The sequence below is a fragment of the Aliiroseovarius sp. B-4 genome (assembly GCF_056857795.1).
The window spans coordinates 47,554-60,726 of record NZ_JBSXNV010000029.1; the positions used below are offsets into that span (position 1 = coordinate 47,554).

General features: G+C 57.9%; 14 protein-coding genes. 6 read left to right on the top strand and 8 right to left on the bottom strand.

Annotated elements, in window-relative coordinates; genetic code table 11:
* Nucleotides 1-80 precede the first annotated feature (80 nt).
* The 6 genes from rseP to pyrH all read right to left on the bottom strand — a co-directional run bounded on the left by rseP (nt 81) and on the right by pyrH (nt 5,897).
* Nucleotides 81-1,421, bottom strand: a complete 1,341-nt coding sequence (rseP, locus tag AC13C8_RS03460; RefSeq protein WP_482846379.1) for an RIP metalloprotease RseP — start codon at nt 1,419-1,421, stop codon at nt 81-83.
* Between the two features lie 38 nt (nt 1,422-1,459).
* Nucleotides 1,460-2,650, bottom strand: coding sequence for a 1-deoxy-D-xylulose-5-phosphate reductoisomerase (gene dxr, locus AC13C8_RS03465; protein WP_482846380.1), 1,191 nt, complete (start codon nt 2,648-2,650; stop codon nt 1,460-1,462).
* Nucleotides 2,651-2,663: 13 nt separating this feature from the next.
* On the bottom strand, nt 2,664-3,482 hold the full coding sequence (locus tag AC13C8_RS03470; RefSeq protein ID WP_482846381.1) for a phosphatidate cytidylyltransferase: 819 nt from the start codon (nt 3,480-3,482) through the stop codon (nt 2,664-2,666).
* 122 nt (nt 3,483-3,604) lie between these two features.
* The gene (uppS, locus tag AC13C8_RS03475; protein WP_482846382.1) at nt 3,605-4,354 is read right to left on the bottom strand and encodes a polyprenyl diphosphate synthase; all 750 of its coding nucleotides are present in this window, start codon (nt 4,352-4,354) and stop codon (nt 3,605-3,607) included.
* A 48-nt stretch (nt 4,355-4,402) separates the two neighbouring features.
* Nucleotides 4,403-4,969, bottom strand: coding sequence for a ribosome recycling factor (gene frr, locus AC13C8_RS03480; protein WP_091430034.1), 567 nt, complete (start codon nt 4,967-4,969; stop codon nt 4,403-4,405).
* Nucleotides 4,970-5,123: 154 nt separating this feature from the next.
* The gene (gene pyrH / locus AC13C8_RS03485; protein WP_091432240.1) at nt 5,124-5,897 is read right to left on the bottom strand and encodes a UMP kinase; all 774 of its coding nucleotides are present in this window, start codon (nt 5,895-5,897) and stop codon (nt 5,124-5,126) included.
* A 127-nt stretch (nt 5,898-6,024) separates the two neighbouring features.
* Here pyrH and miaA point away from each other — a divergent pair, with 127 nt between their 5' ends.
* From miaA to AC13C8_RS03510, 5 genes are all read left to right on the top strand, one after another.
* Nucleotides 6,025-6,924: a tRNA (adenosine(37)-N6)-dimethylallyltransferase MiaA gene (gene miaA, locus AC13C8_RS03490; RefSeq protein WP_482846383.1), complete on the top strand. Its 900-nt coding sequence runs from the start codon at nt 6,025-6,027 to the stop codon at nt 6,922-6,924.
* A gap of 205 nt (nt 6,925-7,129) precedes the next feature.
* Nucleotides 7,130-7,936 (top strand): AraC family transcriptional regulator, encoded by an 807-nt coding sequence (locus tag AC13C8_RS03495; protein WP_091430030.1) that lies wholly within the window; start codon nt 7,130-7,132, stop codon nt 7,934-7,936.
* A 90-nt stretch (nt 7,937-8,026) separates the two neighbouring features.
* Entirely contained in the window at nt 8,027-9,673 is a 1,647-nt protein-coding gene (locus tag AC13C8_RS03500) for a hypothetical protein (protein ID WP_091430028.1), read from the top strand.
* Between the two features lie 92 nt (nt 9,674-9,765).
* Nucleotides 9,766-10,311 carry a VOC family protein gene (locus AC13C8_RS03505; protein WP_482846384.1) on the top strand — a complete coding sequence of 182 codons (546 nt, stop codon included), beginning with the start codon at nt 9,766-9,768 and terminating at the stop codon, nt 10,309-10,311.
* A 50-nt stretch (nt 10,312-10,361) separates the two neighbouring features.
* Nucleotides 10,362-10,709: an antibiotic biosynthesis monooxygenase family protein gene (locus tag AC13C8_RS03510; protein WP_482846385.1), complete on the top strand. Its 348-nt coding sequence runs from the start codon at nt 10,362-10,364 to the stop codon at nt 10,707-10,709.
* Between the two features lie 9 nt (nt 10,710-10,718).
* On the opposite strand, the gene AC13C8_RS03515 is transcribed toward AC13C8_RS03510, so the two are convergent.
* On the bottom strand, nt 10,719-11,327 hold the full coding sequence (locus AC13C8_RS03515; RefSeq protein ID WP_482846386.1) for a lytic transglycosylase domain-containing protein: 609 nt from the start codon (nt 11,325-11,327) through the stop codon (nt 10,719-10,721).
* A 213-nt stretch (nt 11,328-11,540) separates the two neighbouring features.
* Between AC13C8_RS03515 and ssb the strand changes: the two genes are divergently transcribed.
* Entirely contained in the window at nt 11,541-12,011 is a 471-nt protein-coding gene (ssb, locus tag AC13C8_RS03520) for a single-stranded DNA-binding protein (RefSeq protein ID WP_482846387.1), read from the top strand.
* Nucleotides 12,012-12,060: 49 nt separating this feature from the next.
* Here the strand turns inward: ssb and aroB are convergent, their stop codons facing one another.
* Nucleotides 12,061-13,173, bottom strand: coding sequence for a 3-dehydroquinate synthase (aroB, locus tag AC13C8_RS03525; protein WP_482846388.1), 1,113 nt, complete (start codon nt 13,171-13,173; stop codon nt 12,061-12,063).

Sequence of the window (13,173 nt, forward strand, 5' to 3'; positions counted from 1 at the left end):
CTCAAAGATTAGAAAGGGATTGCGGCACAACCTTTTCAGAAATGCGGCAAGATTGTGGCAAGCGCGGGTTTACAGTGGTTTCACGGGCAAAACAGGTCATTTGTGACCCCAAACACCATCAAGGACAACACCAGAGACAGACCAATTGCCAACAGAACATTAAGAACCTTGTCGGACGGTGCTTTGCCCGTCACCGCCTCCCATGCATAGAACACCAGATGTCCACCGTCCAGAACCGGGATCGGGAACAGGTTCAACAGACCGATGGCCGTCGACAGCATCGCAATAAAACTGATGAAGCTGGTGGCTCCCATCGACGCGGCCTGCCCCGAGACCTGCGCAATGCCAATTGGACCGGACAGATTGCAGCTTGAGATCGCACCGGTGATCATATGCCAAAGCCCCGACAGGCTGGCGCGGATGATATAGACCACCCGTTCAGCCCCGGACGCGACGCTTTCCCAGACACCGGGTGTGCGGGTCGCCGGTTCAAACACCATGCCCGAGGTGATGCCGATCAGCCAACGGGTTTCAAACCCGCCATCGGCGCTGGGAATGTCTTGCCGGCGCGGGGTCAGCGTTACCTCAAGCGGTTTGCCCTCGCGCACGATGCCAAGGGTCATGGGGCTTCCATCACCGTTCACCACGATCTCGCGCAGGGTGTTGAAGGTGGGCACCGGGGTGCCATCGACCGTCGCGATGAAGTCGCCTTCTTTCAAACCCGCATCAATCGCCGCCGATTGCGGGCTGACAGACCCGACAAGGGCGGGAAAGGGATGGGTTGCGGTCAGATCCATCACCTGCCCATCGCGCCGAACCCGATAGTCGATCAGGGCCGTATCGGGCAGCTTTTCGACCAATGTGGCAAAGTCCGCCAAGGGCGGAGTCTCGATCCCGGCAATCGACAGGATCTCGTCCCCGGATCTCAGGCCATCTTCCATTCCCGGCACGTCCAATGGTGTGGCAACCGACAGCGGATCACGCGCGACGCCGGTGGCAAGCGCAAGCCCGGCAAAGACAATGATCGAAAGAATGAAGTTGAAGATCGGCCCGGCTGCAACCGTGGCTGCCCGCGCCCAGAGCGGGGCCCCATGCATGGTATGGCGCCTTTCCTCGGCGCTCATCTCCGCCATGGCGTCTTCATCCGCGCTGCCCGACGCGACATTGGCGTCCCCCCGGAACTTGACATATCCGCCGATGGGGAAGGCCGCGATCTGCCATTGCGTGCCGTGTTTGTCCATCTTCGAGGTCAAAACCGGGCCCATCCCGATCGAAAACACGTCAGCCTTGATCCCAGACCAACGCCCGACGATGTAGTGGCCATATTCATGCACCGCGACAATCACCGTCAGCGCAGCCAGGAACGCCAATATCGTAAAGGCGAGGTTTCCAAAATCGGGAAGCAACCCGGTGAATTCCATGGGATGTCTCTCCTGCTCTTTTTTCTACTATTGGCCGCTTACACGGCGGGGTATGAACCGATGACTTGCTGGGCAGTTATCCGTCCCATTTGGTCGGCGGCGCGAACATTATCAAGGGTCATTGCGCCCTGCATCAGGGTCACATCTGCGTCAAGACGCGTCAAAACCTGTTCAACCACGTCAGCCATATCCATGAAACCGATGCGGCCCGCAATGAAACTGTCCAACGCCTCCTCTTTCGCCGCGTTGAAAATCGCTCCGCACAAGCCGCCTGCCGCCATCACCTCGCGCGCCAGACGCAGCGCGGGGTATCGTTGCTCGTCAGGTGCACGAAACTCCAAGGTTGCAATTTGGGCCAAATCCAGACGATCCACTGGCAATGTGCGCCGATCCGGCCAATGTAGCGCATATCCGATGGCGTGGCGCATATCCGGGGCGCCAAGATGTGCCATCAAGGCACCATCGTTGAACCCGACAAGCGCGTGAACCAGACTTTGGGGGTGCACGACGACTTCGATTTGATCTGCAAGAAAACCAAAATACTCTTTGGTTTCTATTACTTCCAATGCCTTATTAAACATGGATGCGCTGTCGATGGTGATGCGTTGACCCATATCCCAGTTTGGATGGGCACTGGCTTGCGCCAACGTGGCATGAGCGAGTTTTTCCAACGGCCAGTCGCGAAATGCCCCACCCGAGGCCGTGATGATCACCCGCTCGACCGCTGCCAGGTTTTCGCCTGCCAGCCCCTGAAACACCGCCGAGTGTTCGCTGTCCACGGGCAGAATGCGAGCGTGATGCGCTTTTGCCGTGGCCATGATCAGCGGCCCCGCCGTTACCAGGCTTTCCTTATTGGCCAGTGCCAGCGTCGCGCGGGCTTCCAGTGCGCGCAGACCTGGCAGCAAACCGGCCGCCCCCACGATTGCGGACATGACCCAATCGGCGGGTCGCGTGGCGGCCTCCTCAATCGCGGCCTCTCCTGCCGCAGCCTCAATCCCGGAACCGGACAACCTGTCGCGCAGGGCTGGCAGGTGCTCTTCATGGGCGGTGATCGCGATGTCCGCGTTCAGACGGATTGCATCGCGCGCCAGCAAGGCCACGTTATGCCCACCGGTCAGCGCCACAACGTCATAGGCGGCAAGGTCACGCGCGATCAGGTCAATCGTGGATTGCCCAATCGACCCGGTCGCCCCAAAGATCGAGACCCTGCGCTGCGATGTCGGTGTCATGCGCCCTGCCCTGTCATACCGCTGAAATCATAAAGGATGCGGCCCCAGTCAGAAGCAGCAGAACCGCCGAGGCGCCGATCATAGCATCAAACCGATCCAGCACACCGCCGTGACCCGGAATAAGGTTTGAGCTGTCTTTCACATGCATCTTGCGCTTGATTGCACTTTCAGCGATGTCACCCATTTGACCGGCGAAGGCGATCACGGGGGCGAACAAGGCTTCCGTCGGGGTGAAATCGCCCAGACCTGCCCCAAGCAAGCCAATCAACAGTGCACCGACCCAGCCCGCAATCGTGCCGGACCATGTCTTCTTGGGACTGACCTTTGGCCAGAATTTCGGCCCACCAAGCGTGCGGCCCACAAAATAGCCAGCCACGTCGGACATGATGATGATCAGCAAGAACCAGATCAGAACCTTGCCCGGTCCCATCACCACAAAGCCCAAACCGGCCAGCATGATCAGGCTGCAATAACCCAGAAACAACAATTTGTGCCGTTTGATCAATGCGGTGCCCAGCAGCGGTGGAATCAGCAAAAACAGCGTTCTGGACGCGATCAAACCACCTGACCGATCGGCGATATCAACGCCAAGCCCGGTAACGAATATGGTGATGGTCGCCAGAATTCCCAACAGAATATAGACGCGCGGTATCTCGGGTTGCATCAGGCGCGCGAACTCCCCCACGGACAGCCCGATCACTGTGCCAATCATGATCAGATAGACCGGATTGCCAAGCGCAACGGCTACGATTGCGATGGCCGCCATGGCGATGGCAGAAAGCACGCGCGGTGCCAGATCGGACCATTTCGAAGAAGAATTTGCGGTTGTCATGCGGGGTTTATGGCACTCACACGCGCGGCCCTCAAGCTGTTGATCACGCAGATGTGGGGCAAAGCTATGGCGTGGCGCAATTGTCGCGCCACCGATGGGCCGATCAGGGACCGGTCTGAAGGTTACTCGGCAGCGGTTTCGACCGCACCGAACCGGCGCTCGCGCCCGGCAAAACGGTCGACCACCTCCTCAAAGACCTCGGCTGAGAAATCGGGCCAGAGCGTGTCGATGAACTCATACTCCGCATAGGCGGATTGCCACAGCAGAAAATTCGAAATTCGCGCTTCGCCGGATGTGCGGATTACCAGGTCTGGATCGGGTAAAACGCATGTATCCAAGTAACTTGTAAGCGTTTGTTCATTCACGCTTTCAGGATCCAGCTGACCCGCGGCCACATCCAACGCCATGCGACGTGTTGCGCGTGCAACCTCGTCCCGGCCACCATAATTCAGGGCGATGGTCAGATGAACACGGTCATTGCCTTCGGTCAGCGTCTCCAGCTCGTGCATCAGAGCGATCAGCTTCTTGTCCAGCCGGTCACGATCACCGATGAAGCGCACCCGCACGCCCTCGGCCAGCAAGGCACGCGCTTCTTTCTGGATATAGCGACGAAACAAGCTCATCAGACCGGCAACCTCGGCCTGAGTCCGCTTCCAGTTCTCGGTCGAGAATGCAAAAATGGTGATGTATTTCACGCCCAGATCCGGGCAGGCTTCGACGATCTCGCGCACCCGTTTGGCACCTGCGTGATGGCCAAAAAGTCGGGGTTTTCCACGACTTTGCGCCCAGCGGCCATTGCCATCCATGATGATGGCAACATGATCAGGCGACTTATGCACCTTCTCTGCTTTGTCCGCGGCTTTTCTGCCCATCGACATGCCCAATTCTGTTTATTCGATCAATCTTCGCCCGATTGAGGGTCAGACCTGCATGATCTCTTCTTGTTTTACCTCAAGCGCCTTGTCGACATTACCAACAAATCTGTCTGTCAGGCCTTGCACTTCATCATGCCAGAATTTGTGATCATCTTCACTCATTCCATCATTCTTTGCCTTTTTAAGCTGTTCCATGCCATCACGACGCACATTCCGAATAGAGACGCGCGCGTGTTCTGCATATTGCGCGGCTACACGGCTCAACTCGCGGCGGCGTTCTTCGTTCAACTCGGGGATCGGCAGCATGATGATGGTGCCATTGAGCTGAGGATTGATGCCCAACCCGCTTTCGCGGATCGCCTTCTCAACCGCGTTGACCATGCTTTTGTCCCAGACATTGATGGTCACCATACGCGGTTCCGGCACGTTCACGGTGCCCACCTGGTTGATTGGTGTGCGCTGCCCATAGGCTTCGACCATGATCGGCTCAAGCATCGAGGCCGACGCACGCCCCGTGCGCAGCGACGCGAATTCCGTTCTGAGCGATGCAATCGCACCGTCCATTCGGCGTTCCAGATCACCCATATCCAGTTCAAATTCTTCGTTTGCCATCCTGTGGCTTCCCCTTGTCTTCTTCTCGTCCCTACGTCCGAGCGTCTTCGGCCCGGTATAACGCCACCAGCCATATGATGTATAGGTCCGGTTGACCGGACCCAGCACGGTGTTTCATCGGTTGGCGAAAAATCGCCCCATGCGTCTGCGCCGGTCAGCTGCCAACACGGGTATAGGTGCCCTTGCCCGACAGGATGCCCCGGAACCCACCCGGTTCATCCAGCGAAAATACGATGATAGGCAGGTTGTTGTCACGCGCCAAGGCAATTGCCGACGCATCCATCACCCCCAACCGCTTGGCCAGAACATCGTCATACGAAACTTTATCATAGCGCACGGCATCCGCATTGTTGACCGGGTCCTTGTCATAGACCCCATCGACTTTCGTTCCCTTGAAGATCGCCTCGCAAGCCATTTCATTTGCGCGCAAAGTCGCGGCTGTGTCGGTGGTGAAATACGGGTTTCCAGTACCTGCCGCAAAGATGCAGACGCGCCCTTTTTCAAGGTGGCGCACCGCGCGGCGTCGGATATACGGCTCGCACACCTGATCCATCGGAATGGCCGAGATCACACGGGTGTAGACCCCCAGACCTTCCAATGCCGATTGCATTGCCAACGCGTTCATCACCGTGGCGAGCATTCCCATGTAATCCGCCGTCGTCCGCTCCATCCCCTGGGCCGATCCTTGCAGCCCCCGGAAAATATTGCCGCCGCCGATCACCATGCAGATCTCGACGCCCATATCATGGACCGATTTGACCTCTTGCGCGATGCGCTCAACGGTGGGCGGGTTCAGACCGAACCCCTGATCCCCCATCAGCGCTTCGCCGGAAATTTTCAACATGACGCGTTTATAGGTCGGTTGCGGGATATCGACGTCGCTGTCTGACGCGTCTTTGCCCGAAACCCCTGAGGCCTGATCACTCATCGGTTGCCACTTTCTGGTTGTCGTGATTGTTTTGGCGCAAAATGACCGATCAAGGCACATTATTCAATGCGCGATCCGCGTCCCCTGTCAAAAAAGCCCCTTCGGGGCGAGATGTGCACGAGGCCACATGTCCCAGACCCGAGTTGACATAAAGTCCATCGCCAAAAGCGTACCGAAAGATCGACCAGTTGTGATCGCTGGCCCAACGGCGTCAGGAAAATCAGCCTTGGCCATGGCCATCGCGGAAGCCTCTGGTGGGGTGATCGTCAATGCCGATGCCCTTCAGGTCTTTGACAATTGGCGGGTGCTGACCGCGCGCCCGTCAATCGCGGACGAGGCTCAAGTGCCGCATCGGCTTTACGGGTATGTTCCGCGCAACTATCCTTTTTCCGCCGGGCATTGGCTGCGCGATGTTGCCCCGATCCTGAAAGGCCCGCTTCGCCCGATCATTGTTGGCGGGACGGGGCTGAACCTGACTGCCCTGACCGAGGGGCTGGCCGACATCCCTTTGACTCCGCCCGAAATCCGCGTCGAAGGCGCACAGCGGATGGCCGAAGGGGGATTGTCCGCCCTTATGGCCGATCTGGACGCCGAGACACTGGACCGGATCGACCAGCAGAACCCAGCCCGCGTGGCCCGCGCATGGGAGGTTCAACGCACCACCGGGCGCGGCTTGGCCAGTTGGCAAGACAGCACGCCGCCACCGTTATTGCCGCTCGCTGACACCTGCCCTTTCGTGTTTCACACTGACCGGGATTGGTTGCGGGACCGCATCGCGCACCGCTTTGATTTGATGCTTGAACAAGGCGCTTTGGACGAGGCGCGCGCCAACCTTGACGACTGGAACCCCAAAGACCCCAGTGCCAAGGCCATTGGGGCGGTCGAGTTGATCGCGCATCTGAAGGGAGAAATGACGCTGGAAGACGCCCGCAACCATGCCATTGTCGCATCGCAGCAATATGCCAAAAGGCAACGGACATGGTTTCGCAAGCGGATGGGCAACTGGCAGGTGATTCCCCTGCCCTGACCGTGCCACACTGCCCGCACGCTGATGGCTGACCGTTATCATTTCTGCATCAATCCGCCGAAAACCCGTCATTTGTCGCCCAAAGCCTGTGGACAAGCTGTGGATAACGCTGTTGCATAAAAAATCTGGGGACAGCGACGTGTTTTTGGGATACCCATGATACGTTGCTCGATATTGCCCGTATTATACGTCTGACGCTGAACCTATGACCAAATCCGATACTTTTTCGTCGCCCTTCCGTGTCCTGCCGCTTGCCCGGTTGGGCAGTGGTGGCAGGTGGCGCACCGAGGCCATGCGATCCTATGGCGCGCCCGTTCTGTTGTGGTTCACCCGCGGTCAGGGCCGGATCACCGTCAACGGTGTGACCGCCGGTTATGGTCCGCATAACTGCTTGTTCCTGCCCGCAGGCACCATGCACGGTTTCGAAATGTCCAATCAGGTGAACGGCACCATCGTGGTCTTTCCGCAAGGCAGCGAAGAGGCGTTGGCCCTGCCGGACGAGGCTGTCCATATGCGTCTGCGCGAAGCGGACAAGCAGATGGTTCTGAACGGTCTTGTCGATGACCTGCAACGCGAGATGGAAAAATACAGCGATACGGCCCACCGCGCCATGATGTGCCATGCGGGCCTGCTGTCTGTGTGGCTGGAGCGCCAACTGGCCGACACCAAGGTCGAGCAATCGGAAATCGGGGCCACAGGGCGTCTGGTGAACGCTTTCGCCGCGCTCGTCGAACAGGAGTTCCACACCGACAAGACGGTGCGCGACTATGCCGCTGAACTGGGCGTCACACCGACCCATCTGAGCCGTGTGTGCAACCGAACCTGTGGGCGCCCCGCCTCGGCCATCCTGCAAGACCGCATCCATTACGAGGCGCGTCGTTTGCTGACAGAAACGCATATCCCGATCAAGGACATCGCCAAATCGCTTGGCTTTGCCTCGGCAGCCTATTTCACTCGCGCATTCCAGAAGCAAACCGGCACCACACCGTCCGCGTTTCGTAAAGGCGGCTAACCCGGCTGACGAATTCGCAACACATGGGTAGTGTCGCCTGAAACACTTGCCAAAAGGTCGCCCTGACGCTGTAACCCGAGTGTTTTTTTCATGAATTACAAACGCGCTTCGACGATCGAGTTGATCCTTCTTTCCGCTGCGGCCTATGCGGCCATTCCGGTCGCCCTTTCGGAAATGGATCCACAGCTCGTTTCAAGTTTCCCGGTCGTCCTGATTGCACTGAAAGTCGCGATTTCATTGCCTGTGGTGGTATCTGCCTGGGGGCGCAGCCGGTTCCTTCTGTCCCTAAAGGACCGGAACATCCTGTCGCTGGCCTCGATACAGGCCTTCTTTTTCATTCTGTCCCTGCTTCTTTTTACGATGTCTCTTGCCTCGCTTGATACGCCGGTGGCCATCGTCATCGCCGAAACATGGCCAATTCCGTCGGCCATCGCGATGGGGTATCTTTTGCGAGATCAACTCAGCCGGTTGAACGGCAGTGATTATCTTTGGGGTAGCATCGCTTGTCTAGGCGTGGTGCTGGTGCTTGACCTTCCCTCAAAGCTGGATGGTGTGGATACGAGCACATGGATCGGCGCCTTGCTTGCTCTGGCCTCGGCTGTGGCCATGGGCTTGTCCGTCGCGTTCAAGGCGCGCGCGGTGAAGTTGATGCGCGACCGTCATCACATCGGTCCTGTCCTGAGTTATTTCCTTTTGCAGTTCTTTTTTCTGCCAGCTCTGCCACTGTTCGCGATCTATTTCGTGTTCCTTTCGGGCAGCAATCCAGAAATTGATGTGCCAATGCCCAGCCTCTGGGCAGCCTTGCCATGGATGATTGTGGTGGTCGGGCTGAACTTTTCGTCCTCGGTTCTGTATTCCTTTGCCACATTAAAATTGAAACGCGCATCCGACGGGTTTGTCTGGTTCTTTACACCCGCCTTTTCCCTTTTGCTGTTCTCGCTCTGGACCGGAGAATCCCTGAAGGGGCACGAGCTGATCGGCCTGACCTTCATCCTGAGTTCAAATCTGCTGCTGACCATCGCCGCCGACACGTCAAGGGCATTCAAGTCGCTTGTTCTGACGGTTTTGGCGGCTGGCTCATGGTGTTACTTCGTGCCTCCTTTTTTCATCGAGAACGAGTTCTATTTCGATGCCCTGAGCATTCTGAGCATCTTTTTCGTCGTCATTCTGGTCGAGGGACTGGGCCAGGTGTCACGCCAGACAGAGGAAGAGGAACGTCTTTTGATCGGGTTGAATCATGCCTTGGCCGACAAGGATACGCATCTGTCCGACGCGTTCCAGAACCTGTGCAGGCGCCAAAGTCCCGTCAGTTTCAAACGCCGCTATCACTTGCTTCGCCGAGCCTTGATCGCAGATGGGTATCGAGAGATTGCGCAAAAGCTTGACCATCTGGCACATGTACGAAATCGCACCCTACGGTTAGGCAGGCATGTCTCGCTGGCGGCCTGTCTTGTAGCCACGGCCGCCATTGGCCTTTTGGCACGCCCCGAAACATGGTTGGCCGAGATGTTCATTACCGTCTACCTGCCATCCATGGTGTTCTCATTTTTCATTCTGATCGAAGGCCAGTTGGATCAGGAACGGTCGCTGTTTCGGCGCCTGACAACGCCCAGCGGCGATCATGTCATTCGGATCATGTCACTTCGGTCGCCGCGCGACAGCGTGATCTGGTCCCTGATCCTAAGCGCCTTCATCATCGTAACCTACGCATACGCCCTCTCTCTTGCCCCGGCATAAACTGGTCAGATCAGGGTCAGGGTTTTCGCTCACCCTATTCGTTGCAAATGAAATGACTTTATGTTAGTTAACATCGAAACAGGAGGACACTCATGAAGATCGAACAGATTCACCACGTCGCCTATCGCTGCAAGGACGCGAAGGAAACCGTTGAATGGTATGGGAAAATGCTGAACATGGACTTCGTTCTGGCGATCGCCGAAGACCATGTGCCATCAACCCATGAGCCCGACCCGTACATGCACGTCTTTCTTGACGCCGGGAACGGCAATGTGCTGGCTTTCTTCGAACTTCCCACCAAACCCGAGATGGGGCGCGATCCGAACACGCCGATCTGGGTGCAGCACATCGCGTTTAAGGTAAAAGACCGCGACGAACTGATTGAGTTCAAAAAACATCTTGAGAAAGAAGGTGTCGAGGTCCTCGGCGTCACCGATCATTCGATATTCCATTCGATCTATTTCTTTGATCCCAACGGGCACCGCGTCGAACTGGCCTGTCCCGACCCCGAAGAAGAAGCGATGCTGGCCCGGATGGACGAGGTCAAATGGGATATGCTGAACGAATGGTCGCAAACCAAACGCGCGCCAAAACATGCCGAATGGCTGCACAAGAAAGAATTGTCCGGGGTAGAATAATCAAGGCCACCACTCTAATCTGGGCGCGATCCTCACAAGGACGCGTCCAGATGCCCCAACCCCGCTTCGCCCCCCTGCCAAAGCCCCCTTATTACGCGGTGATTTTCACCAATCAACTGGCCAAGGTCGCGCCGGGATACGAGGCAATGGCAGACAAGATTTTCGACCTTGCTCGGACTCAGCAAGGGTTCTTGGGGGCTGAAACCACCCGCGATGCGTCGGGCCATGGGATCACCGTGTCGTATTGGGCAGATGAAGACGCCATTCAGGCGTGGAAACAGGTATCAGATCATTTGATCGCGCAAAAGCTCGGGATCAAAGGCTGGTATGAACGATACAGTTTACGGGTGGCAAAGGTCGAACGCGCCTATTGCGGACCGCATGGCCGTTCTGTCTGAGCGGCTATCCTAACTGCCCAGAATGGCCCGGACATAGCCGCGCGTTTCTTTGTAAGGCGGCACCCCAGAATATTTCAGCACCGCTTCCGGCCCGGCATTATACGCCGCAAGGGCCAATTTCCACGACCGGAACCGATCATATTGCTGGCGCAGATAACGTGCGCCGCCCTCGAGATTCTGGGCGGGGTTATGAGGGTCGACCCCCAACTTGCGCGCGGTGAACGGCATAAGCTGTGCCAGTCCAATTGCGCCTGCATGGCTGCGCGCGCGCGGGTTCCAACCGCTTTCCTGTTGCACCAGTCGCAAGAACAGGTCTTGTGGAATGCCGTGGCGCAGCGCGGCGGCTTTCGCCAGCGCCAGATACTCGCCCTTGTATTTTCCGTTAAAGGACGGAATGCCATATGTCGGCACGGCATCTTTGTTGGGGGTCAGGCGCGTGCTGGCCGCATATTGCTGGGCCGCGCGCGTATCCAGAACACGGGTCTGCGAGGCAAAAGCCGCCCGACCGCCCGAGCTTGAGAACAGGTTTTCTGCAAAAGCGGCCTCGCCCATCGGGGTGATGCCCGCCGCAAGACCCAAAACGGCACCGTATGTCTTCAAAAATTTCTTGCGCGACATGCCTGTCCCCTGAAAATCCTCGGGCGCAATATACGCAACTTCGTCTTTTTGGGGAAGAGGGTGCGGCATTTTGCGAAGATGCGCTCTGACACGCTTGGAAATCCCGCCGTTCTGGACGGGCCAATCTGGCAAGGTCAACGGGATTTCCGTTTTCATCTGCGCCACCACATGGTGTAACGATGGGGTCGAATTACAGAATCGAAAGGACGACGGATGGCGGGTTCGCTTAACAAGGTCATGCTCATCGGCAATCTGGGCGCTGACCCGGAAGTGCGCACATTCCAGAACGGTGGCAAGGTGTGCAACCTGCGTATCGCCACGTCGGAAACCTGGAAAGACAAACAAACGGGCGAGCGGCGCGAGAAAACCGAGTGGCATTCGGTTGCGATCTTCCAGGAAGGTCTGGTGCGCATTTGCGAGCAATATTTGCGCAAAGGGTCGAAAGTTTTCGTCGAAGGCAAACTGCAAACCCGCAAATGGCAAGACCAATCCGGTAACGACCGCTATTCGACCGAGGTGGTGCTGCAAGGATTTGACGGCACATTGACCATGCTTGATGGGCGCGGCGAAGGCGCTGGCCAAGGGGGCGGCAATCAGGGTGGTGGCAATCCGGGTGGCTATGGCGAAGGAGATCCCGGCGCCGCGCCTGCGGGCGGCGGGTTCGACGATGAAATCCCGTTCTGATGACATCTGAAAAGACACAAGCAGCCGTCCTTTTTGGGCGGCTGTTTTCCTAGGCCCGTCCGGCCAACGCCTCATCCAGAACCGCGCGCACAACGTCCATATCAACGTCATCGGCCACGAAAGCATCCCCAATGGCGCGGGCAAGGATGAACCGCAGCTTGCCCTGCTCGACCTTCTTGTCCTGCCCCATCAGTGTGATCAAACCGTCTGTGTCCGGCAGATCGCCTGCAATATCGGACAGGTCCTTTTTCATGTCCATCGCCGCCAGATGTTGACGGAATCGCGACGGGCTTTCCTGACTGATCAGCCCCAACCGAGCCGACGTTTCGAACGCCAACACGCACCCGATGGCGACGCCTTCACCATGGAGCAGACGGTCGGAATAACCCGTTGCCGCCTCGAGCGCATGGCCGAACGTGTGACCAAGGTTCAGAAGGGCGCGATCCCCCTGCTCGGTCTCGTCGCGCACCACGATGTCGGCTTTCATCTGGACGGATCGGCGCACGGCCTCTTCACGCAGTTCCATATCGCCCGCGGCCAGTGCCGGGCCGTTGACCTCAAGCCATTCGAAGAACGCGCCGTCGCCCAGCCCGCCATATTTCACGACCTCGCCGTAACCGGCCAGAAAATCGCGCGGGCTCAGCGTCCCCAACGCCTCGATATCGGCCAGAACCAGAGAAGGTTGATGAAAGGCACCGATCAGGTTCTTGCCCTGCGGTGCGTTGATCCCGGTTTTGCCCCCGACCGAACTGTCCACCTGTGCCAGAAGCGATGTGGGAAGCTGCACAAAGCGCACACCACGGCGTAGGATCGCGGCCGCGAACCCCACCAGATCGCCGATCACACCACCGCCAAAAGCCAGCACGACGTCCTTTCGCTCGACCCGTTCTTCCAGCAGCCATTCGACCGTCTGCATCAGATATGGCCAGCTCTTGGTGCCTTCGCCGGGTGGCAGAACCAACGCCTTGGAGGCAATACCCTGCGCGGCAAGCCCATCCTGCAAACGCGACAGATGCAGCCCGGCCACAGTCGTCTCCGTCACGATCCAGACTATCGGTCGGTTCAGTAGAGGCGCGATTTCGCTCCCGGCCCGCGACAACAGCCCCGGTTCGATTCGAACGTCGTAGGCGCGGTCATCAAGCGGCACATGGACCGTAGTCAT